Annotated in this window: 21 protein-coding genes and 1 riboswitch; of the genes, 15 read left to right on the top strand and 6 right to left on the bottom strand. The window is 72.4% G+C overall.

Annotated features, from left to right (window positions below; all coding sequences use genetic code 11):
• Positions 1–253 precede the first annotated feature (253 nt).
• The 5 genes from BLT21_RS00685 to BLT21_RS00665 all read left to right on the top strand — a co-directional run bounded on the left by BLT21_RS00685 (position 254) and on the right by BLT21_RS00665 (position 5,364).
• The gene (locus BLT21_RS00685) at positions 254–1,414 is read left to right on the top strand and encodes a M24 family metallopeptidase (RefSeq protein WP_143024909.1); all 1,161 of its coding nucleotides are present in this window, start codon (positions 254–256) and stop codon (positions 1,412–1,414) included.
• A 2-nt stretch (positions 1,415–1,416) separates the two neighbouring features.
• Entirely contained in the window at positions 1,417–2,781 is a 1,365-nt protein-coding gene (locus BLT21_RS00680) for a M20/M25/M40 family metallo-hydrolase (protein WP_091497525.1), read from the top strand.
• The gene (locus BLT21_RS00675) at positions 2,778–3,326 is read left to right on the top strand and encodes an Lrp/AsnC family transcriptional regulator (protein ID WP_091497522.1); all 549 of its coding nucleotides are present in this window, start codon (positions 2,778–2,780) and stop codon (positions 3,324–3,326) included. The genes BLT21_RS00680 and BLT21_RS00675 overlap by 4 nt, the downstream gene beginning before the upstream one ends.
• A 39-nt stretch (positions 3,327–3,365) precedes the next feature.
• Positions 3,366–4,121, top strand: coding sequence for a CPBP family intramembrane glutamic endopeptidase (locus tag BLT21_RS00670; protein WP_091497519.1), 756 nt, complete (start codon positions 3,366–3,368; stop codon positions 4,119–4,121).
• Positions 4,122–4,341: 220 nt separating this feature from the next.
• A complete protein-coding gene (locus BLT21_RS00665) occupies positions 4,342–5,364 on the top strand; it encodes a hypothetical protein (protein ID WP_091497516.1) in 1,023 nt (340 codons plus the stop codon).
• Between the two features lie 28 nt (positions 5,365–5,392).
• On the opposite strand, the gene gcvP is transcribed toward BLT21_RS00665, so the two are convergent.
• The 4 genes from gcvP to BLT21_RS00645 form a co-directional block, all read right to left on the bottom strand.
• The gene (gene gcvP / locus BLT21_RS00660; RefSeq protein WP_371113425.1) at positions 5,393–8,215 is read right to left on the bottom strand and encodes an aminomethyl-transferring glycine dehydrogenase; all 2,823 of its coding nucleotides are present in this window, start codon (positions 8,213–8,215) and stop codon (positions 5,393–5,395) included.
• Positions 8,216–8,268: 53 nt separating this feature from the next.
• The gene (gcvH, locus tag BLT21_RS00655; protein WP_091497510.1) at positions 8,269–8,652 is read right to left on the bottom strand and encodes a glycine cleavage system protein GcvH; all 384 of its coding nucleotides are present in this window, start codon (positions 8,650–8,652) and stop codon (positions 8,269–8,271) included.
• The gene (gene gcvT, locus BLT21_RS00650) at positions 8,649–9,761 is read right to left on the bottom strand and encodes a glycine cleavage system aminomethyltransferase GcvT (RefSeq protein ID WP_091497507.1); all 1,113 of its coding nucleotides are present in this window, start codon (positions 9,759–9,761) and stop codon (positions 8,649–8,651) included. The genes gcvH and gcvT overlap by 4 nt, the downstream gene beginning before the upstream one ends.
• 140 nt (positions 9,762–9,901) lie before the next feature.
• Positions 9,902–9,993, bottom strand: a riboswitch (glycine riboswitch).
• A 138-nt stretch (positions 9,994–10,131) separates the two neighbouring features.
• A complete protein-coding gene (locus tag BLT21_RS00645; protein ID WP_091497504.1) occupies positions 10,132–11,304 on the bottom strand; it encodes a MarP family serine protease in 1,173 nt (390 codons plus the stop codon).
• 108 nt (positions 11,305–11,412) lie between these two features.
• Between BLT21_RS00645 and BLT21_RS00640 the strand changes: the two genes are divergently transcribed.
• The 7 genes from BLT21_RS00640 (at position 11,413) to BLT21_RS00610 (ending at position 19,604) form a co-directional block, all read left to right on the top strand.
• Positions 11,413–12,108 (top strand): NUDIX hydrolase, encoded by a 696-nt coding sequence (locus BLT21_RS00640; RefSeq protein WP_091497500.1) that lies wholly within the window; start codon positions 11,413–11,415, stop codon positions 12,106–12,108.
• A 10-nt stretch (positions 12,109–12,118) separates the two neighbouring features.
• Complete coding sequence (nadA, locus tag BLT21_RS00635; protein WP_091500621.1) at positions 12,119–13,432, top strand: quinolinate synthase NadA; 1,314 nt, start codon at positions 12,119–12,121, stop codon at positions 13,430–13,432.
• Positions 13,429–15,021 (top strand): L-aspartate oxidase, encoded by a 1,593-nt coding sequence (nadB, locus tag BLT21_RS00630; RefSeq protein WP_256335867.1) that lies wholly within the window; start codon positions 13,429–13,431, stop codon positions 15,019–15,021. Before nadA ends, nadB begins: the two co-directional genes overlap by 4 nt.
• Positions 15,021–15,878 (top strand): carboxylating nicotinate-nucleotide diphosphorylase, encoded by an 858-nt coding sequence (nadC, locus tag BLT21_RS00625; RefSeq protein WP_091500620.1) that lies wholly within the window; start codon positions 15,021–15,023, stop codon positions 15,876–15,878. Before nadB ends, nadC begins: the two co-directional genes overlap by 1 nt.
• Positions 15,878–17,008, top strand: a complete 1,131-nt coding sequence (locus BLT21_RS00620) for a cysteine desulfurase family protein (RefSeq protein WP_091497495.1) — start codon at positions 15,878–15,880, stop codon at positions 17,006–17,008. The genes nadC and BLT21_RS00620 overlap by 1 nt, the downstream gene beginning before the upstream one ends.
• The gene (locus BLT21_RS00615; protein ID WP_091497492.1) at positions 17,005–17,961 is read left to right on the top strand and encodes a glycosyltransferase family 2 protein; all 957 of its coding nucleotides are present in this window, start codon (positions 17,005–17,007) and stop codon (positions 17,959–17,961) included. Before BLT21_RS00620 ends, BLT21_RS00615 begins: the two co-directional genes overlap by 4 nt.
• 134 nt (positions 17,962–18,095) lie before the next feature.
• The gene (locus tag BLT21_RS00610) at positions 18,096–19,604 is read left to right on the top strand and encodes a DHA2 family efflux MFS transporter permease subunit (RefSeq protein WP_091497487.1); all 1,509 of its coding nucleotides are present in this window, start codon (positions 18,096–18,098) and stop codon (positions 19,602–19,604) included.
• Positions 19,605–19,688: 84 nt separating this feature from the next.
• Here BLT21_RS00610 and BLT21_RS15775 read toward each other — a convergent pair whose 3' ends face one another.
• Positions 19,689–19,817, bottom strand: coding sequence for a hypothetical protein (locus BLT21_RS15775; RefSeq protein ID WP_256335866.1), 129 nt, complete (start codon positions 19,815–19,817; stop codon positions 19,689–19,691).
• Positions 19,818–19,906: 89 nt separating this feature from the next.
• Here BLT21_RS15775 and BLT21_RS00605 point away from each other — a divergent pair, with 89 nt between their 5' ends.
• Entirely contained in the window at positions 19,907–20,455 is a 549-nt protein-coding gene (locus BLT21_RS00605; protein ID WP_091497483.1) for a type 1 glutamine amidotransferase domain-containing protein, read from the top strand.
• A 48-nt stretch (positions 20,456–20,503) separates the two neighbouring features.
• On the opposite strand, the gene BLT21_RS00600 is transcribed toward BLT21_RS00605, so the two are convergent.
• A complete protein-coding gene (locus BLT21_RS00600; protein WP_091497478.1) occupies positions 20,504–21,418 on the bottom strand; it encodes an alcohol dehydrogenase catalytic domain-containing protein in 915 nt (304 codons plus the stop codon).
• A gap of 167 nt (positions 21,419–21,585) precedes the next feature.
• Here BLT21_RS00600 and BLT21_RS00595 point away from each other — a divergent pair, with 167 nt between their 5' ends.
• Complete coding sequence (locus BLT21_RS00595) at positions 21,586–21,987, top strand: glucose-6-phosphate dehydrogenase (protein ID WP_091497474.1); 402 nt, start codon at positions 21,586–21,588, stop codon at positions 21,985–21,987.
• 2 nt (positions 21,988–21,989) lie between these two features.
• Positions 21,990–22,331 (top strand): hypothetical protein, encoded by a 342-nt coding sequence (locus tag BLT21_RS00590; protein WP_143024908.1) that lies wholly within the window; start codon positions 21,990–21,992, stop codon positions 22,329–22,331.
• Positions 22,332–22,343: the final 12 nt, after the last annotated feature.

The raw sequence follows: 22,343 nt of genomic DNA, 5'->3' as shown, positions 1-22,343 counted from the left end.
GCGAAACCGTTACATGTCGGCAACAATCCCTCCCGAGGGGTTGTCATCCTGCTCGCGGCACAGCTCAGACGCTGGGCGTAGCGATCCGCATCCGTGTTCGGTCCCACGTTCTCAACGTGTAGGACACTTTCGATTGCCAACTTTGCGACTCTTTCAACCTCACAAACAGTTGCTGCGATCCCGGCGAACAGCGTTGATGTAAAGTCGCCGGTGACCCGCATGTCGCGGGCGACCCGACCGGAAGAGAGCAGCCGTGGTGGACGACGCCATCCTCATCTACGCGAGCACGCTGGCCGCAGACATGCGCCACGTCATCCCCCACGACGTGCACGACCCGTTCCTGTACATCGAGATCGACGGCGCCCCGCACGTGGCGATCAAGTCGCTCGAGGCCGCCCGCATGCGCGACGTCGCGGGCATGACGGTCTTCCCGCTCGACGAACTCGGGTTCGACGACTTCCGCGCCGCCGGGCAGGATCCCGACCTCGCCGAACTCTCCACGCTCGTCGCGGCATGCCGTCGGCTCGGAGTGTCCAGCGCGGCCGTCCCGCCGACCTTCCCCCTCGAGGTGGCCGATCACCTCCGCGCCAACGGCGTCGACGTGCACGTCGACCGCGACCTGTTCGTCCAGCGTCGCCGCGTGAAGACGCCCCACGAGCTCGCGGGCATCCGACGGGCCCAGGTCGCCGCCGAGGCCGGCGTATCGCTCGTGGCCGACGCGATCGACCGCGCGACCGTCGGCGCCGACGGCGGCCTGCTCCTCGACGGAGTCCCGCTCACCTGCGAAGACCTCAAGGACCGCATCCGCGCGGTGTTCCTGCGCAACGGGTGCGAGGATGCGGGCATGATCGTGGCTCACGGGCCGCAGACCTGCATCGGGCATCACGCCGGGTCGGGCCAGATCTTCGCCGGCGAGCCGGTGACGGTCGACATCTGCCCGCGCGACATCGCCTCGGGCGGCAACTCCGACATGACCCGCACCTTCGTCAAGGGCGACATCGACGGCGAGCTCGCGTTCTATTACGACATCGTGAAGCAGTCGTTCGACGCGACCCTCGCGGCCATTCGCCCCGGTCTCCCGGTCGCCGAGCTCCACCGCATCTCCTGCGAGCCCATCGAGGCCGCCGGACAGCCGACCCAGCTCACCAAGAAGCCGGGCGAAGTGCTCGACGAGGGCTACTTCCACTCGCTCGGCCACGGAGTCGGACTCGAGGTGCACGAGCCGCCGAGCCTCAACCAGAACGACGCCGTGCTCGTCGCGGGCGACGTCATCGCGATCGAGCCCGGCTGCTACCGGCAGGGCTTCGGCGGGGTGCGCCTGGAGGACATCGTCCTGGTCACCGACGACGGCTACGAGCTGATCTCGGACTACCCGTACGAGCTGACCCCGGTCTCGCTCCCCCGAGGCAAGTGACGATGGCGCGCGACCCGCGGATCGACCGCGACGCCGCCGACATCGTCGGAAGCTGGCAGGACCTCTGCCGCTTCCCGACCGTCGCCGGCCGCCTCGATGCCATCGGGCAGGCGGCGGACTGGATCGAGGAGCGGCTCGCGCCCCTCATGGACCGCGTAGACCGGTACGAGATCCCCGGCTATGGCCCCGTGGTCGTCGGGTTCCGCGCGGGTGCGAGCGACGCCTCGCTGCTGCTCTACAACCACTACGACGTGCAGCCGGAGGGCGACCCGGAGCGGTGGACCTCACCCCCCTATGCAGCGGAGATCCGTGACGGCGCGATGTACGCGCGGGGCGCCTGCGACGACAAGGCCGACGCTGCCGGACGGCTCGCGTCGCTCCGGCTCTGGATCGAGGAGCACGAAGGCCGCACCCCCTTCGGAATCATCTACCTCGCCGACCCGTGCGAGGAGATCGGGAGCCCCGGACTCGGCGACGTCCTCGCCGAGCACGCCGCCGAGCTCCGCGCCGACGCCTGCCTCTGGGAGAGCTATCTGCGCGAGGAGGACGGCCGTCCGGCCGTCGGTTTCGGCTGCCGCGGTTCGCTCGAGATCGAGCTGTCGCTCGACATCCTCGCCGCGGCGCAGCACCCGTCGTACTCGTCCATCCTGCGCTCCGCGCCGCTCGAGCTGATGGCCGCCGTCTCGTCGCTGCGCACGTCGGACGGACGGATCGCCGTCGCCGGCGTCCGCGATCAGGCCATCGTGCCCGACGAGCGCGCGCAGCGCCGCACAGCCGAGATCACCCTCCCCGGCCCGTCGATCGCGCGCGACGGCATCTCGCCGTATCTGCCGGGGACGACCGCGGAGCTCGCCACGCGCTTCATCTTCGAGCCGTCCGTGAGCCTGTCGGGCTTCGACCTCGACGAGGGCGTGCGTCAGAGCATCCCCGCCTCCGCCACGGCGCGCGTGCGTTTCGGGCTCGTCCCGGGCATGGCGCCGGAGCAGGTCGTCGATGCCGTCCGCGAGCATCTCGCCGAACGGCATCCGGATGTCGTGCTCTCGGTGGTCCGCTCGATCCCGCCGGCGTTCTCGCCGGTCGAGTCGGCGTTCGGCGACGCTGTGCTCCGGGCGGCGGGCAGCGCGTTCGGGGCCGATCCCGTCGTCTACGACGTCATGACCGGCGCGGGCCCGGGAGCCCTGTTCCTGGAGCATCTCGGCGCCCCGATCATCTCGCCCACCGGCACCCTCCGGCCGGCCGGCAACATGCACGGCTACGATGAGCACGGCTACGTCGAGGACTTCCTCGACCACGTGCAGTTCACTCTCGAGGTCTTCCGCGAACTCGAGCGGAGCGGCTTCGCAGACACCGCCCGGGGAGGGGCATGACCACCGATCCGACCCGGCTGCGCGCCCTCCTCGAGCCCGAGCGCGAGGTGCTCGAGATCGACGACGTCGACCGCCGCATCCTGCACCGTCTGCACGAGGACGCCCGAGCCTCGATGCGCAGCATCGCGGCGGACGTCGGGATGTCGGCGCCGGCGGTGGCCGAGCGGATCGCGCGCATGGAGCGCGGTCACGTCATCCGCCGCCACACGATCGAGCTCGACTGGGCCGCACTGGGGTACCCGATGCTCGTCGTGATGCCCCTCCGTCTCACCGGCGATGCGGACGCCGCCGCCGTGCTGGCGGCCCTGCAGGCCGTCGACGCGATGACCGAGGCTCTGGTGCTCGCCGCGGGGTGGGACATGATGGCTCGATTCCGCGTCCGCGACCACGCCGACCTGCAGCGGCTGCTCGTCGAGGAGGTCTGGCCGATCCCCGGCATCGACCGGGTCGAGACGATGCTCGCGATCGGGCGGCTCGCCGACCCGCAGCCGCTTCAGCACGTCCTGGCGACCGAGACTCCGGCCCGCAAGCGGCGCCGACCCTGACGTCGCGTTCCCGGATCTACGATCGACCCGGGAGGAAAGATGATGCACGTCTCGCGCACCCGTCTGTGGTGGGAGATCGCCCTCGTCCTGGCGCTGTCGGTGGGGCGGTCGGCCTTCTTCTCGCTGCTCTCCTTCGTCCAGGCGGTGACGAGCCCGGTGCGGCTCGGCGACCAGTCGACGTCGCTGAACCCGGGAGCCGCGACGGTCGATCCCTGGTCCGTGGTGTCGCAGGCGTTCTCGCACCTGTTCAACCTCGCCCCCGTGGCCCTCGCGATCTACTTCCTCTGGGAGCCGGGTCGGTCGGCGCTGCGGCGCATCGGGCTCGACTTCCGGGTCTTCGGACGCGACGCCGGCGCCGGCCTGTTGCTCGTCGCGATCATCGGCGTGCCGGGTCTGGGGCTCTACGCGCTCGGCCGCGCCCTCGGCATCACCGTGCAGGTCGGCGCGGCTCCGCTCGACGGGGGCTGGACCGCCATCCTGCTGCTCGCCCTCGCCGCGCTTCGCGCGGGCCTGACCGAGGAGGTGATCTTCATCGCCTACCTCTCCGATCGACTGCGTCGGCTCGGCTGGGGCACGTGGACCATCATCCTGTCGACGGCTGCGCTGCGCGGGACCTACCACGCGTACCAGGGCATCGGACCGATCTTCGGGAACGTCGCGATGGGCGTCGTCTTCGGGTGGGTCTACCACCGGTGGGGTCGCGTCATGCCGCTCGTGATCGCCCACGTCGTCATCGACCTCATCGCCTTCATCGGCTACCCGCTCGCCGCCGCCTGGTGGCCCGCCCTGTTCTGACCCCGCCCCGCCCCGGCGGGCCGTGAGCCGCGAGACTGCAGTCGCGCCCCGAGACGCTGGGTTCACGCCGGGGTCTCGGGGCGCAAGTGAAGTCTCGCGGTTCGGGGAGCGCTCGGCGCGGGGGCTCGGCGGGTCCTGCACAGGGGAGGCGGGCGGCGGAAGTGGGGCGCGGGCTGGGGAGGGGCGGACTCGCGACGGGGCGGATCACCAGGATGGCCGGATGCCCGACACCACCGCATCCGCTCTCGCACCCTGCCCCGTCCCGCTCGTGCTCACCCGCAACCGCACGCACCCGGAGCGGGCGGCGCGACGGGGCGAGCTCGTCCCGATCCGGCGCGGCGTCTACGCACCCGCATCCGTGTGGAATCGGCTCCCGCCCTGGGACCGCTACGTCGCGCGCGTGCACGCGGTGGGCGTGACGCGTCCCGGCTGCGTCTTCAGCCATGAGTCGGCGGCCGCTCTGCTCGGCCTGCCCGTGGTGGGCGCGCCGCGCGACGTGCACGTGCTCGCCGACGCAGGGGTCTCCGGCGGCGACCGCGGCGGACTGCGCGTCCACACGACACGTGATCCCCGCGAGATCGTCGAGGTCGGCGGGGTCTCGCTCACGAGCGCGACGGAATGCGCGATCGACATCGCGCGCGACCGCTGCGAGCTCATCGCCCTGTCGGTCGCGGATGCGGTGCTGCGGGCCGGCCATGTCCGCAGCACCGACGTGCTCGTCGCGCGCAACGAGGACCGCTCCACCAGCCGCGGGCGCCGGCGCGCACGGTGGTCGCTCCACCGCGCCGACGCGGCGGCGGAGTCGACTCTCGAGTCGCTGAGCCGCGGGACCATCGACCTGCTCGGTTACGTCGAGCCCGAACTGCAGCCTGTGCTGGGCCGCGACCGGGTCGACTTCCGCTGGGGCGACGACGACGTGCTCGGCGAAGCGGACGGCGACCTGAAGTTCGACGGGCGCTTCGGCGATGCGCCCCTCCTGCTGCGTGAGCAGCGCGCCCGCGACGCGCGACTACGTGCGGGCGGCGCGCGCCGGATCATGCACTGGGGATGGCAGGATGTCGTCGAGTTCGACCGGCTCGACGACATCCTGCGCTCCGCCGGCGTGCGACGGCTGCGCCCGCCCGACCTCGAGCGCCTCACCCGCTGCCGGGTCGCGCTGCGCCCCGCTCCCGCCCTCGACCCGCGAGACGTCAGCCCCGCTCCGAGAGCCCGGCGCGAACCCAGCGTCTCGGGGCGGAACTGAGGTCTCGCGGATCCGAGATCGGACGGGATCAGGCGAAGGCCTCGGGGGGCGGGCAGGCGCAGACGAGGTTGCGGTCGCCGTAGGCCTGGTCGATGCGGCGCACCGGGGGCCAGTACTTGCCGCGCACGAGCGAGCGGACGGGGTAGACCGCGTCCTCGCGCGTGTACGCGTGGGACCAGTCCGACGTGACGACCGCCTCCGCCGTGTGCGGGGCGCCGACGAGCGGGTTGTCGTCGGCGGGCCACTTCCCCGCCGCGACCCGGTCGGCTTCGGCGCGGATGGCGATCATCGCCTCGACGAAGCGGTCGATCTCGGCGAGATCCTCCGACTCGGTCGGCTCGACCATGAGCGTGCCCGCCACCGGGAACGACATCGTCGGCGCGTGGAATCCGTAGTCGATGAGCCGCTTCGCCACGTCGTCGACCGTGATCCCCGTGCGCTCGCGCAGAGGCCGGAGATCGAGGATGCACTCGTGCGCCACGAGACCGCCCTCGCCCGCGTACAGCACCGGGTAGTGCTCGCGCAGCCGCACGGCGACGTAGTTCGCCGCCAGCACGGCGGCGCCCGTCGCGGCCCGCAGGCCCGCTGCGCCCAGCATCCGCACGTATGCCCACGAGATGGGCAGGATCGACGCCGAGCCGTACGGCGCCGCGGAGATCGGTCCGCCGTCGAACACGAACCCGCCGGCGTGCCCGTCGCGCTGCGCGAACGGATGCGACGGCAGGAACGGCGCGAGGTGCTCCTTGGCTGCCACGGGACCGACGCCCGGGCCGCCGCCGCCGTGCGGGATGGCGAAGGTCTTGTGCAGGTTCAGGTGCGACACGTCGCCGCCGAGGTCGCCGAATCGGGCATAGCCGAGCAGCGCGTTGAGGTTCGCGCCGTCGACGTACACCTGCCCGCCGGCATCGTGCACCGCAGCGGTGATGGCGAGCACCTCGTGCTCGTACACGCCGTGCGTCGACGGGTACGTGATCATGAGGGCCGACAGGGTCTCGGCATGCTGGGCGATCTTCGCGCGCAGGTCGTCGAGGTCGACGTTGCCGGCCTCGTCGCAGGCCACCACGACGACGCGCATCCCCGCGAGCACGGCGGATGCCGCATTCGTGCCGTGCGCCGACGACGGGATGAGGCAGACGGTGCGATCGTCGTCGCCCCGCGACCGGTGGTACCCGCGGATCGCCAGCAGCCCGGCGAGCTCGCCCTGCGAGCCGGCGTTCGGCTGCAGCGAGACGGCGTCGTATCCGGTGACCTCGGCGAGCCACGACTCGAGCTGGTCGACGAGGTCGAGGTAGCCGCGCACGTCGTCGGCGGGGGCGAACGGGTGCACCCGAGCGAACTCCGGCCAGGTCACCGCAGCCATCTCGGTCGCCGCGTTGAGCTTCATGGTGCACGAGCCGAGCGGGATCATCCCACGGTCGAGCGCGTAGTCGCGATCGGCGAGGCGCTTGAGGTAGCGCATCATCGCCGTCTCGGAGTGGTGGCTGTTGAAGACCGGATGCGTGAGGTACTCGTCCTCGCGCAGCAGCCCCGGCCGGGCGTGCCGCTCCGGCCACGCCCGGCCGGCGACGAAGGCGAACGCGCGTTGCTCGGGCCCGCCGAACGCCTGCGCGATCCGATGCAGGTCGGTCGTGGTCGTCGTCTCGTCGACCGAGACGCCGACCGTGTCGCCGTCGCGGAGCCACAGCTGGTAGCCGAGCTCGCGCGCGGCCGCGACGACCGCGGCGGCCCGACCCGGGACCCGGACGGTCAGGGTGTCGAAGAAGTGCCGGTGCGCGACCTCTGCGCCAGCATCCGTCAGCCATTCGGCGAGCAGCGCCGCGTGGCCGGCCGCCGCCTGAGCGATGCCGCGCAGCCCGGCGGGCCCGTGGTAGACGGCGTACATCGAGGCCATCACCGCGAGCAGCACCTGGGCGGTGCAGATGTTCGAGGTCGCCTTCTCGCGGCGGATGTGCTGCTCGCGCGTCTGCAGCGACAGGCGGTAGGCCGGGTCGCCGGCCGCGTCGACCGAGACGCCGACGAGGCGGCCGGGCAGCTGCCGCTCGAGACCGGAGCGCACGGCCATGTAGCCGGCGTGCGGGCCGCCGAAGCCCATCGGCACGCCGAAGCGCTGCGTGGTGCCGACCGCGACATCCGCTCCGAGCGAGCCGGGCGAACGCAGCAGGGTCAGCGCGAGCAGGTCGGCGGCGACGACGACGAGGCCGCCTGCGGCCTGCACAGCGGCGATGAGCGCGGACGGGTCCCAGACGCGACCCGACGCTCCCGGATACTGCACGAACGCCCCGAAGACAGCTGCGTCGGAGCGGACCGCCTGCGGCTCCGCGGCGAAGTCGACCTCACGCAGCTCGATGCCGAGCGCCTCGGCCCGATGACCGAGCAGCGCCTTGGTCTGGGGCAGCGCATCCGCATCGACGAGGAACACGTCGCTGCGCGATCTGGACGCACGTCGGGCGACGAGCATGCCCTCGACGACCGCCGTGGCCTCGTCGAGCATCGACGCGTTCGCCGTGGCGAGACCCGTCAGGTCGGTGACCATGGTCTGGAAGTTGATGAGCGCCTCGAGCCGGCCCTGCGAGATCTCGGGCTGGTACGGCGTGTACGCGGTGTACCAGGAGGGGTTCTCGAGCACGTTCCGCTGGATGACGGCGGGTGTCAGCGTGTCGTAGTAGCCGAGTCCGATCATGGCGCGGGCCGGGCGGTTGCGCGACGCGAGCTCGCGGAGCTCGGCGAGCGCCTCGCTCTCGCCCACGGCGCCGGGGATGACGCTGTCGACACGCGGGTCGACCTGGATCGCCGCGGGCACGGCCCGGGCCAGCAGCGTGTCGACGTCGTCGTAGCCGAGGGCGTCGAGCATGCGGCGCTGCGCGGCGCCGTCGGTGCCGATGTGGCGGGCGGCGAAGGCGGAGGTCACTGGTCTCCGCCCGTGAGCGCGACGTAGGCGGCGCGGTCGAGCAGGACGTCGGCGTCGGCCGGGTCGATCTCGACACGGATGAGCCACCCCTCACCGAACGGGCCGGCGTTGACGAGCGAGGGGTCGTCGACGACGGCCTCGTTGATCTCGACCACCGTGCCGTTCAGGGGCGCGTACAGCTCGCCGACCGACTTGGTCGACTCGATCTCGCCGCAGACCGCGTCGGCCGACACGGCTGTGCCGACGGCGGGCAGATCGACGTAGACGACGTCACCCAGCTTCTCGGCGGCGTAGTCGGTGATGCCGACGGTCGCGGTCATGCCCGAGAGGGCGACCCACTCGTGCTCGGCGGTGTACTTCAGGGCGTCGAGATCGGTCATTTCTTCCTCCGGTAGAACGGCAGCGGGGTGACGGTGGCGGGGATGCGGGTGCCGCGGACGTCGAGCGCGAGCTCGGTGCCGGGCGTGGCGAACACCGGGGCGACGTACGCCATGGCGATCGGGTGGCCGAGGGTGGGGCTGAGGGCGCCGCTCGTGACCTCGCCGACGCGCTCGCCGTCCGGCCCGAGCACGGCGTAGCCGGCACGGCCCGCACGTCGCCCCGCCGAGGCGAGACCGACGAGGACGGGGACGTCCGAGCCGTCCCGCGACCCCAGCCCCTTTCGGCCGACGAACTCCGGCTTGTCCATCGCGACGGCCCGGCCGAGACCGGCCTGCGTCGGCGTGACCTGGAGCGACAGCTCGTGGCCGTACAGCGGCATCCCGGCTTCGAGACGGAGCGTGTCGCGCGACGCGAGGCCGGCGGGGACGAGTCCGAAGGGCGCACCCGCGGCCAGCAGCGCGTCCCACAGCGCCTCGGCCGCGGCGATCGGAACCATCAGCTCGAAGCCGTCCTCGCCGGTGTAGCCGGTGCGGGCGAGGAGCAGGGGCTCGCCTGCGAACTCAGCGGAGGCCCACGCGTAGTACCTGGTGTCGGCCAGCGCGACGCCGGTGGTCGTCAGGCCCGGCGTGGCCTCGAGCACCGAGAGTGCGGCGGGCCCCTGGACTGCCAGCAGCGCGTACTCGTCGGTGAGGTCGCGGAGCTCGACGTCCCACCCTTCGGCGCGCTGCTGCAGCGCGGCCCAGACCGGCGCACGGTTACCCGCGTTGGCGATGACGAGGAAACGCTCGTCGGCGAGGCGGTACACGATGACGTCGTCGATGATGCCGCCGTCGACCGCGAGCACGAGCGAGTACTTCGCCTTGCCGACGGGCATCGCCGACAGCACGCCCGCGAGCGCCGCGTCGAGGTAGTCGCCGGCGACCGAGCCCGTCACCTCGAACTCCGCCATGTGCGAGATGTCGAAGAGCCCGGCGGCGGAGCGTACGGCGTGGTGCTCGGCCAGGTCGGACGTGTAGCGGACTGGCATGAGCCACCCGCCGAAGTCGGTGAACGATGCGCCGAGCGCGGTATGACGATGGTGCAGGACGGTGGAGCGGGGATCTGACATGAGTTCTCCCGTTGCGGGCGGGCGGCTGCCACGGCTGCGGCATCCGGAACTCCCCCTCTGTCTTGGGCCTGAGAGTTTCACCGGGCGAGCCCGGCTTTCACCGTCGGCGGATCCCCGAGGGGATCGCTTTCCAGAGCGGCCGGACGCGCGCGGTACGCGGACCTGAGAGATTGGCGGGGAGGCTTGCTCCTTCGGTGCCCGGATTGCTCCGGGGCTCTCCCGCGTGCGTCATGCGGCCTGTCTTCAGTTGCGCGATCAGCATAGCGTCACCGCCGAGCCGCGAGACCACACTTCCGCCCCGAGACCCCGGCGCAACCCCACCTTCTCGGGCCGCGACTGGGGTCTCGCGGAACCGAGGGCTCCGGCGGAGTCAGCGGGTGCAGGCTCCGGCTCGCACCGCGGGGGCGTCGGCGGTCACGCCGGCGAGGGCGGGCAGCAGCTCGGTCGTCGTCATGGCGTAGCCGCGACGTTCGTCGTCGGCACCGCGCGCGAACACGACGCCGGCGACCTCCCCGCCGTCGGTCAGCAGGGGACCGCCGGAGTTGCCCGGGCGGACGTCGGCGTCGAGGGCGTAGATCTCGCGGGGCGAGCTGGAGTCGTCGTAGATGTCGGGGACGGGCGCCGAACCGACCGAGAGCACGAAGGCCGCTCCGCTGGTGAACGGACCGCCGAGGGGATACCCCTGAACGGCGACGGCTGTGCCGGCCGTCACCGGAGGGACGATGGCGAGCGGTGCGGCGTCGAGGCCGTCGACGGCGATCACCGCGAGGTCGTCGATCGGGTCGAAGTACACGACCCGACCTTCCCGCGCGTCGCGTCCCGGCAGCTCGATGACGGGCGTGTCGACGCCCGCGACGACGTGGGCGTTGGTGACGATGAGGCCCTCGGCCGCGACGAACCCGGATCCGGTCATCGACACGCCGCACGAGTAGGCGGTGCCGCTGATGCGAGCCACGGATGCCGCGGCGCGCTGCAGCTCGGGGTCGTCGAGCGCGACGGCGGGTGCGGTCGGGGCGACCTCCGGGCGGAGCAGCTCGCCGATGCTCGGGATGCCCTCGTCGACGACGAAGCCGCGCACCTCGGCGAGCGCGGTGTCGACCGGGTCGGGGGTCAGTCCGTCGAGGAACGACAGCACTCGCGAGGACGCGACGGCGGTCGAGACCACCGGCATGCCACTCGCGGTCACGGCGCCTGCGCCGAGGAGGAGGACCAGCCCGCCCGCGACCGTGGCTCCGGCTGCGCCGAGGATGCGGTCGAGGATGCGGAGCTTGGCGCGGTCGACTCCGCGGCGCATGGCCGCGCCGACCGCGGTGCCGAGCGCGGTGACGAGACCGATGATGGCGATCGCGCAGACGGCGAGGACGAGCGAGCGATACTCCCAGTCGGCGACGCCCGGCGCGATCAGGGGCACCGCCCAGACCGCGAGGAGCGAACCGACGATGAGGCCCGCGAGCGAACCGGCGATCGCGACGAGGCCCCGCGTCACTCCGATCGCGAGGAAGCCGACGAGGAGGATCACGACGATGACGTCGACCAGCAGCACGGGACCTCCTCGGGGACGGGTCACAGCGTACGTCGCCCGACTGGGAGTCCCCCGGTTTGGTGTTCGTGTCGTGGTGACCCTAAGATCATACCGGAAGTTAGGGTCACCATGACAAGAACCAGCGGCGCCGATCGCCACGACGACATCCGGGTCGCCGTCTCGACGGTGATCTTCAGCCTGCGCCACGACGGCGGCGAGGTCCCCGCGGTCGTCATCCCGCTCGTGCGGCGCACGCGCGACCCGCATGCCGGCCAGTGGGCGCTCCCCGGCGGGTGGCTCGACGTCGCGGAGAACCTCGAGGCCGCGGCCTCGCGCACGCTGGCCGAGACCACGGCGCTCGCGCCGAGCTACCTCGAGCAGCTGTACGTGTTCGGCGACGTGGGCCGATCTCCGTCGCGGGTGGTGTCGATCGTCTACTGGGCGCTCGTGCGCGAGGACGTCGCAGCCACCCCGCTCCCGGCCGACGACAACGTCGCATGGTTCGACACCGCCGCGTTGCCCGCGCTCGCCTTCGATCACGACCACATCGTCGAGTACGCCCTGTGGCGCCTGCGCAACAAGGTCGGTTACAGCCGCATCGCGCACGGCCTGCTGCCCGACCTGTTCACGCTCGCCGACCTGCGCGAGGTGTACGAGGCCATCGGCGGCAGACGTCTCGACCCGGCGAACTTCCGCCGACAGGTCGAGGGGTCGGGAACCCTCATCCCGACCCGGGAGTTCCGCACGGGCAGCCATCGGCCCGCGCGCCTCTACCGCTACAACCATGACGTCGAGCTCGCCGACCGCGGCCCGCTCCCCCGATGAAGGAACGCGCATGACCATCTCGCCCCTCCCGCTGCTGCCGCCACCCGTCGACCCGAGCGTCGACCACGGCATCCAGGCGATCGTCACCGGAGCCTCGACCGTCGAGACCTGCAACACCGACCTCGCCGCAGGTCCGTGGAGCTTCGACACCCGCCCGGGCTACGGTCCGGGATCCTCCATGGGAGACGTCATCCCGACCGGCGCTCCGCGTCAGGGCGAGCTCCCGGCGTTCTACCGTTCCGCCGACGAGGACGAGCTGCACGACCGCGTCCGTCGGGCGAAGGAGCAGCTCGGCGACCGCGTGGTGGTGCTCGGCCACTTCTACCAGCGTGAGGAGGTCGTCCGCCACGCAGACTACGTCGGCGACTCGTTCCAGCTCGCGGGAGCGGCCAGGGCGCACCCCGAGGCCGAGGCCATCGTGTTCTGCGGGGTGCACTTCATGGCCGAGACGGCGGATCTCCTCTCGCAGCCCGAACAGGCTGTGATCCTGCCGAACCTGGCCGCCGGCTGCTCCATGGCCGACATGGCCTCGATCGACGAGGTCGAGGAGTGCTGGGAGCAGCTCGCCGACGTCTACGGCGACCTGGACACGCCGGATGCCGAGGGGATGCTGCCGGTCGTCCCCGTCACGTATATGAACTCCTCGGCCGCGATCAAGGGCTTCGTCGGTCGTCACGGCGGCATCGTCTGCACCTCGTCGAACGCCCGCACGGTGCTCGAGTGGGCCTTCGCGCGCGGTCGGCGGGTGCTGTTCTTCCCCGACCAGCACCTCGGGAGGAACACCGCCAAGGCCATGGGCGTCCCCGTCGACCGCATGCCGATGTGGAACCCGCGGCGTGCCCGGGGCGGCAACGAGGAGTCAGCCCTCCGCGACGCTCGCGTGATCCTGTGGCACGGCTTCTGCTCCGTGCACCGCCGCTTCACCGTCGAGCAGATCGAGCAGGCGCGGCGCGAGCACCCGGGCGTGCGCGTGATCGTGCACCCCGAGTGCCCGATGCCCGTCGTGGACGCGGCCGACGAGGCCGGTTCGACCGACTACATCCGCAAGGCGATCGACGCGGCCACCGAGCCGACCACCTTCGCCGTCGGCACCGAGATCAACCTGGTCCAGCGGCTGGCCGCTCAGCACCCCCAGCACGAGATCTTCTGCCTCGACCCCGTCGTGTGCCCGTGCTCGACCATGTACCGCATCCACCCGGGCTACCTCGCCTGGGTGCTCGACGAGCTGTGCGCCGGACGCACCCCCAACCGCATCCGCGTGTCGGACGATGTGGCGGTTCCCGCACGCGCCGCGCTCGAGCGGATGCTGGCGGCCCGACCGTGACCCGCCGCATCGTCGTCGTGGGGTCCGGCCTGGCCGGCGGCATGGCCGCCCTCTCCGCGGTGCGGGCCGGCTGCGAGGTGATGGTCGTCACGAAAGGCGCCGTCGATGGCGGCAACACGGCGTACGCCCAGGGCGGGATAGCCGCAGCGGTGGCGCCGGGCGACTCGGCCGCCGCGCACGCCGAGGACACCCTGCGCGCCGGAGCCGGTCTCGGCGAGCGCGACGCGGTGGAGATGCTCACGTCGTCGGGCCCGGAGGCGATCGCGGCCCTCCGTGCGCTCGGAGTCGATTTCGACCATGATGCGACCGGCGCGCCGAGACTCGGCCTCGAGGGCGCCCACGGTCGCCCCCGCATCCTGCACGCCGGCGGCGACGCGACGGGTGCCGCGATCCAGCTCGCCGTGGCCCGAGCGCTCGCCGCCGCCGATATCGAGACCCGAACCGCGTCCTTCGTGACCGAGCTGCTGGTCGCGGAAGGCGCCGTCCGGGGCGTCCGCGTCCTGGCGGACGGTCGCGAGGAGGCGATCGAGGCGGATGCCGTCGTGCTCGCCACCGGCGGCGCGGGGCGTCTGTACGCCCATACGACGAACCCGGCCGTGGCCACCGGCGACGGGATCGCCCTGGCCCTCCGGGCCGGAGCGCGCGTGGCCGACCTCGAGTTCGTGCAGTTCCACCCCACGGTCCTCGACGACGGCACGCTGGTGTCGGAGGCGGTGCGCGGCGAGGGAGCCGTCCTGTTCGACGAGCAGGGACGGCGCTTCTGCCTCGCGGCCCATCCCGACGCGGAGCTCGCACCTCGCGATGTCGTGGCCCGCGCCATCGCCGCGACGATGCGGGCGCAGGACGGGCGTCCCGTACTGCTCGACGCCTCGGGACTCCGCAGCACCCCCGCCGCGACGGCGACGTTCCTGGCGGAGCGGTTCCCGACGATCGACCGTGCGGTCCGCGGCCGCGGATGGGACTGGGCCCGGCACCCGGTGCCTGTCACCCCCGCTGCCCACTATGCGATGGGCGGGGTCGTCACCGACCTCGACGGACGCACCGACCTCGGCGGCCTCTTCGCGGTCGGTGAGGTCGCGCGCACCGGCGTCCACGGGGCCAATCGCCTCGCCTCGAACTCCCTTCTGGAGGCGGTCGTGTTCGGGATACGGACCGGCCGCGCCGTCGCCGCCGACCGCGCACACGCCGCGATCCCCCTGCACCGGCGTCCCCCCGCCGTCGTCCCCGCGCCGGTCGCCGGCCCGCCCGGGGCGAGGGGCGCCGCACCGATCGCTGCGGCGTTCTCCCGTGAAGCGCTCCAGGCGCTCATGTGGCGTCACGTCGGTCTCGACCGCGACGCCGACGGCCTGACGAGCGCACGGGCGACGATCGACGCGTGGACGGAGTCGCTGCCGCCGGCCCGTGACCACCGCGAACACGAGGACGCCAACCTCCTCGCCGTCGCCCGGGCCGTCACCGCCGCGGCGCTCGCCCGCACCGCATCGGTCGGGGCGCACCACCGCACCGACACCGACACTGACGCCGACGCCGACACCGCTACCGCGTCCGCTGCGGCGATCAGGACGACCCCGACCGGAAAGGTCGCATGATGCTCTCGGCCCGCCACATCGACGCGGTCGTGACCGCGGCCCTCGACGAAGACGCACCGTGGGGGGATCTCACGAGCAGCGCATTCGTCCCCGAGACGGCCCGGGCGACGGCGGAGCTCGTCTCACGCGTCTCCGGGGTCTTCAGCGGCGGCGCCGTCTTCGCGGCCGCTTTCTCGCTCACCGACCCGACGTGCGAAGTCGTCGTGACGGTGCCGGACGGCGCGACGATCCATGCGGGTCAGACGCTCGCCGTCGTCCGCGGCCCCGCCCGCGCGGTGCTCACGGCGGAACGGGTAGGACTGAACTTCGCCCAGCGGATGTCGGGCATCGCGACCCTCACCCGGGCGTACGTCGATGCCGTCGCCGGCACCGGCGCGCGCATTGCCGACACGCGCAAGACGACACCGGGCCTGCGGGCCGTCGAGCGCCAGGCCGTGCGCGACGGCGGCGGCCGGAACCATCGGTTCTCACTCTCGGACGCCGTCATGCTCAAGGACAACCACCTCGGCGTCATGACCGCCGACGGCACCGGCCTGACCGAGGCCCTGCGGCGCGCGATGGCGGAACTCCCCCACACCGCGCATGTCGAGGTGGAGGTGGACCGCATCGATCAGATCGAGCCCGTCCTCGCGGCCGGCATCGACACGATCATGCTCGACAACTTCTCGCCCGCGGACCTCCGCCGCGGTGTGGAGATGGTCGCCGGTCGCGCGACCGTCGAAGCCTCGGGCGGCGTATCGCTGGCCACGGTGCGCGTGATCGCCGAGACGGGGGTCGACGTGATCTCGGTGGGGGCGCTCACCCACTCCGCACCGGCGCTCGATCTCGGCCTCGACCTCGTCGTCGACGCGCCCTGATGCTCTATCTCGATCACGCCGCGGGCGGGCCGGTGCGCCGTGAGGTGCTGGAGGCCATGGCGCCGTTCCTCACCGGACGGTTCGGGAACCCCTCGAGCGTGCACACGGTCGGTGAGGACGTCTCCGCCGCGCTCGAGGACGCGCGGCGGCGTGCAGCGGCAGTCCTCGGGATGCGGCCCGGCGACATCGTGTTCACGTCGGGCGGCACCGAGGCGAACAACCTCGCCGTCGCAGGCATCTCGCTGGGCGCTCGAGGACGCACCCCCGGCCACATCGTGACGACGGCCGTCGAGCACGACTCCGTGCTCGCCGTGTGCCGGTACCTCGAACGGATGCACGGCTACGCCCTCGACGTCCTCCCCGTCGACGGCGGCGGACGGGTCGAGCCGGACGCCGTCGCCGCTGCCGTTCGCGACGACACCACGGTCGTGAGCGTCGGATATGCCAACAACGAGATCGGCACCGTGCAGGACGTCGCCGGGATCGCGCGCGCGGTCCACGGCACGCCCGTGCACGTCGACGCCGTTCAAGCCGCCGGCTGGCTCGACCTCGCGGCGACGGGCGCGGCGGCCATCTCGATCGCCGGGCACAAGATCGGTGCCCCGCAGGGCGTGGGCCTGCTGGGCGTACGCGGCCGGCTGCCGCTCGAGCCGTTGTTGCACGGCGGCGGTCAGGAACGGGGCCGCCGTTCCGGCACGCAGAACGTCGCGGGTGCCGTCGGGCTCGCGCTGGCCCTGGAGCTCGCGGAGAGCGAGCGCGCGGACGCCGCGGCGCGGGCCGCATCCGTGCGCGATGCGTTCACGAGCCAGGTGCTCGCGGTCGTGCCCGGGGCGCGCGTGACCGGCGACCCGGTGCGCCGCCTGCCCGGACACGCCTCGTTCGCCTTCGCCGCGACGTCGGGCGAGGCCGTGCTGCTCGAGCTCGAACGGCGCGGGATCGTCACGAGCAGCGGGTCGGCCTGCGCCGCCGGCAGCGACGAGGCCTCGCACGTGCTGACCGCGATCGGACTCGACGACGACGACGCCCGGACCGCCGTGCGCTTCAGCTTCGACCGGGCGGCTCCCCCGCACGCGGTGTCGCTCGCCGACGCCGTGGCGGACGCGGTGGCGGCAGTACGATCGGGCTCGTGAGCTCGCCCGTCGTCACCGTCATCGTCCCCGGCCGCGACATCGCCCCGTACGCGGCGGAAGCGCTCGATTCGCTCCGGCGGCAGACCCTCCCCGCCTGGACGGCGGTCCTGATCGACGACGGTTCGCGCGACGCGACCGGACGCATCTTCGCCGAGGCGGCCGCGGCGGACGACCGGTTCCGCGTCGTCACGCACCCCCGCCCGGTCGGTCTCGGTGCGGCGCGGAACGTCGGCCTCGACCGGGTGGAGACACCCCTCGTGGCATTCCTCGACGGCGACGACGTGCTCACCCCCATCGCGCTCGAACGGTGGGTCGAGACCCTCGACGCCTCCGGCTCGGACTTCGTCGCGGGCGCGTACGTCCGCCTCCGGCCGACGGACGAGGGGTACGTCCCCGGTCCGGTGCAGCCGTGGGTCGCGGCGTCGACCGATCCCGCCCGCGTCGGCACGACCCTGGCCGCGCACCCGCAGGCGTCGGGCAACATCGTCGCCTGGTCGAAAGCGAGTCGCATCGAGTTCTGGCGGCGCAACCGCCTGCGCTTCCCCGAGGAGCGACTCTACGAGGACCAGCTCGTCGCCCAGCAGATGTACACCCGTGCGCGCGCGTTCGACGTCATCCCCGACGTCGTCGTCCAGTGGCGCGAACGGGCCGACGGTTCGTCGATCACCCAGCACCGCGCTCAGGTGGGCGTGCTCGCGGACTACGCGGAAGCGCTGCGGGCCGGGTTGGCGGTGCTCGATGCCGCCGACGCGCAAGCGGCGGCCGACGCACGGGTGCGCCTCGTGCTCGACATGGACATCCCGCCGCTCGTGCGCATCGCCACGACGCATCCCGATCCCGACTACCGCCGACGCGTCGGCGCCCTCGTGCGTGAGTTCCGGGGTCGCGCAGCGAGCCACCGTCCCGTCGACCCCGAGATCGCCGAGCTGTGGGACATCGCCCGGCTCTGGTGACGCGCGGCGCCGATGACGGTGCGGTGCCGCTGGCGCGGAGCCGCCGCTCGCGGGAATAATCGATCGCGGGGGGCGTTTTCCCCTCCGAGTCCGCCCTCGGGTGACGACGATCAACCCGACCGAGGAGCTTGCCCATGGCCGTCGCGCCGTCCTCCACCACCGCATCCGAGACCGCCGGCCCACCGGCTGTCCCGACGGTCGTCACCGCCGAAGCGAACCGCGTCATCTGGCTCCTGCTGGTGGCGGCGTTCGTGGCGATCCTCAACGAGACGACGATGGGCGTCGCGATCCCGCACCTCATCGTCGACTTCGGCATCACCGCCGTCGCCGCCCAGTGGCTGACGACCGCGTTCATGCTCACGATGGCCGTGGTCATCCCCATCACCGGCTTCCTCCTCCAGCGCTTCACGACGCGCGCGGTCTTCACCGCGGCCATGAGCCTGTTCGCGACCGGCACGCTGATCGCCGTGCTCGCCCCCGGGTTCGAGGTGCTGCTCGTGGCTCGGGTCGTGCAGGCCTCGGGCACGGCGATCATGATGCCGCTGCTCATGACGACGCTCATGACCGTCGTCCCGCCGCATGCGCGAGGGCGGATGATGGGCCGCGTCAGCATCGTGATGTCGCTCGCGCCCGCGATCGGGCCGACGCTGTCGGGCTTCCTCCTCGACACCCTGAGCTGGCGCTGGATCTTCGGCGTCGTGCTCCCGATCGCACTCGTCTCACTCGCGATCGGCGTGCGCTGGATCCACAACCTGGGCGAGACCCGGCGTGCCCCGCTCGATGTCCTCTCGGTGGTCCTGTCGGCATTCGGCTTCGGCGGGATCGTCTTCGGGCTCAGCCAGATCGGCGCCGGGGGGCATGGAGGCGGGGATGCCGCGGCCGCCGCCGCCCCGTCGAACCTGCCGCTCATCGTCGCCCTGACCGTCGGTGTCCTCGCCCTGGGCGCCTTCGTGTGGCGGCAACTCCGGCTGCAGCGCACCGACGAGGCGCTGCTCGACCTGCGAGTCTTCCGCTCGGCCAACTTCTCGCTGTCGGTCGCGCAGCTCGCCGTCATGTCGATGGCCTTCTTCGGTGCGATCACGCTCCTGCCGCTCTACATGCAGAACGTCCTTCAGCTCTCGGCGCTCGAGTCCGGACTGGTCGTGCTGCCCGGCTCTCTCGCGATGGGTATCGCGGGGCCGTTCATCGGCCGCGTCTACGACAGATGGGGCACGCGTGTGCTGCTCGTTCCGGGCGCGCTGCTCGTCACCGGCATCCTGTGGACCTTCACGACGCTGACCGAGAACACCTCGGTCTGGCTGCTGCTGTCGCTCCAGACCGTGCTGTCGCTCGGGCTCGCGATGTCGTTCACACCGCTCTTCACGGCGTCGCTCGGCTCGCTGCAGCCACGGTTCTACTCCTACGGCAGCGCGATCGTCTCGACGATGCAGCAGGTCGCGGGCGCCGCGGGTATCGCCCTCCTCATCACCGTCATGGCCGCCGCCCAGGCGGGAACGGCCGACCCGGCGTCGGTCGCCGCCGGAGCGGCGGGCGCCCGCTCGGCGTTCCTCGTCGCCGCGATCATCGCTTCGCCGCTGATCATCGGGGCGCTGCTCATCCGCAAGCCGGCCGACAGCCCCGAGGGAGCACCGGCCGGGCACTGACCCGGTCACGACCAGGGAACGACGAAGCCGCCGGGCGCATCGCGCACCGGCGGCTTCGTCATACGCCCTCCCGGGCGCGAGGTCTCACGACGTCGAGCAGCATCCCCCGCCGCAGCACGAGGCGGCTGCGTCGTCGGTGGCGGTGAGCAGCAGGTTCTTCTCGTCGGGAACCGGCTGCAGGGTCTGCGTCTGGGGCGTGGATGCGGTGGACATATCGCCATCGTAACCCCGCGCATGACCATGCGTCGCCTCACCTGTCAACCGCGTCGCCGGCGCGGAAGGGTGTGCGTAGCGTCGGGCACATGAGCACTCTCGATGGCAAGAAGATCGCATTCCTGGCAACCGACGGCTTCGAGGACAGCGAGCTGACCTCACCCTGGCAGGCTGTCTCCGACGCCGGTGCCACCGTCGTCCTCATCGCGCCGGAGTCGGGCGAGATCACGGGCAAGAACGGCCATGCGCAGAAAGTCGACGTCGTCACGGCCGATGCCGAGGCCGACGAGTACGATGCCCTCGTCCTGCCGGGTGGCGTCGTGAACGCCGACAACCTGCGCCTCGACACCAACGCCGTGGACTTCGCGCGGGCGTTCTTCGAGCAGCACAAGCCAGTCGGCGCCATCTGCCACGCCGCGTGGATCCTCACGGAGGCCGATGTGCTGTCGGGCCGCACCCTGACGAGCTTCCCCAGCCTGCGCACCGACCTCGTCAACGCGGGGGCGACGTGGGTGGACGAAGAGGTGCACGTCGACCAGGGCCTGGTCTCGAGCCGCACTCCCGACGACCTCCCCGCCTTCAATGCGAAGGTGATCGAGGAGATCGAGGAGGGTCAGCACGCGGGCCAGACCGCCTGACCGCGACCGGGGCGACACCCGGCACGACACACGATCGCCCCCGCGAGCTCAGGCTCCGGGGGCGATCGCCACGCGGAGATGGCGACCCGACCGTGCGAGTTCGATCGCGTCGTCGAGGTCGTCGAGGGGCAGCGGTGCCGAGACCAGATCGGCGAACGGATAGCGGCGCGTGCCCGGTGCCCGGATGAACCCCACGGCGGCGTCGAGGTCGGCGGTCGTCGGCGCGCTCCCCCGCACCAGACGCTCGCGCCGGTCACCGGCGTCGGAGCGGAACCGCGCCACGAGGGTCGTGTCGGCCATCGCCTCCGGTGCGAGCTCGGCGCCGAACCGAGCGGCACGTGCCCGTACTCGGGGGTCGATCGAGGCGATGAGCGCCCGGGCGCCGCGCTCCGCGAGCATGGCCGCGAGCGCGAGCGGCTCCGCTCCGATGCCGGAGATCGCCACGGCGAGGCCCTCGGGATCCGCTTCGGCCTCGATGGCCCGGACGACCGCTGCGGCGCGTGTGATCGCTCCGGGGACGGGCGCGAGGAGGCACGCGGGCAGCGTCTCACCCACCCGCGCGACGGCGGTGCCCGCCACGAGGTGCACGTGCGTCGCGAAAGCGCCGACCAGCTCGCGGTGCCCGCCGATGCGCTCGTGCGGGCCCGCCGCGCTGACGACCCGCTCACCGAGCTCGAGCGCAGTGCCGTCCGTCGCGTCGACGCGTCCGCCGAGCGCCGCAACACGACCCACGAACTCCCGTCCGAGCACGGTCGGGACGGGGCACTCCTCCTCGCCGTCGGTGATGGCGATGTCGTCCTCGGCGATGGTGACGAGGTCGACGCGGACGAGCGCTTCGCCCGGCCCCAGCACCACCCCGGGAACGGCGATGGTCTCCGCGTTCCGGCCGGCGCCCATCCATGCCCGGGCCAGGGCGGCGGGGCGCAGCAGCACGTCCATCGGTGCTCGAGCCGCCGTGGTCATTCGCGCCCTCTCGCCCGTGGTGACGCCTCCACCCTGGCAAAGCCCCACCGCGCCGGGCGCGGGCGCGCGCACCGTTCGGCGAATGTTCACCGAACGGTGCGCGGACGGTCCCCGTCACGGCGCGGGTACGCTGGAATCCGGCGCACGCGTGCCGGAGAGGACTCCCCATGAGAATCGTCGACTCGGCCGACTGGCGCGATCGCCTCACCTACGAGACGCCTTACCGTGTCGCCGACGTCATACCCGGAGACCCCGCGCGATGCGCCGCGTGCCCCACTGCCGAGCCGGCGCAGAGCCGCGACCGGCTCTGGGCCGTCAAGCACCGTCATCCGACGAACCACGGCGGATTCGTCCGGTTCTACTGCGACGCGCACGTCCCCGAGCGCACGCAGCCCACCGCTCCCGCGGTGACGCGCACCGCGACCGCGACCCGTCGCGCACCGCGGGCGACCAGTACGCGCACGCCCAAGGCGCCGGCACCGTCCGACGTCGTGCGGGCCATGTGCCCCGACTGCTTCGTCGAGGTATCGGCGACCGGTGAGTGCGGCGTCTGCGGCATCCGCATCTGAGGATGAGCTACCCGACGGCGCTGTGGTGCCGGTCGCGGCGGGGCTCCGCTCTCTGCACGCGACCCCGAGGGCACCCCGGCCTGCACAACCGACTGGGGACGTCGCAGATGTGGTCCGAGGCCCAGGCAGATCCGGGGGTGTGCCCCGGCGGCGGCCGACCCGCGCAGCCGGCACCCCAGTTGCCCGACGGATTCCCCGGTGGACGAGGACTGTGCGCCGTATGCTCGGGCTTCGTCAACGTCGACGGCGGTGTCCTCGACCGCCACGACGCCTTCCGCGGCACCGACGACCCCGGGGAGGCCGAGGGCCGGGCGCGATGGTTCAACACCGTCGGCTGGAACTGACCCCGTCCAGGC

Origin of the sequence: Microbacterium sp. cf332 (assembly GCF_900102175.1) — a bacterium.
GTDB lineage: Bacteria > Actinomycetota > Actinomycetes > Actinomycetales > Microbacteriaceae > Microbacterium.
The sequence above is the reverse complement of the archived record's forward strand: the minus strand, read 5'-3'. Positions and strand labels throughout refer to the sequence as shown.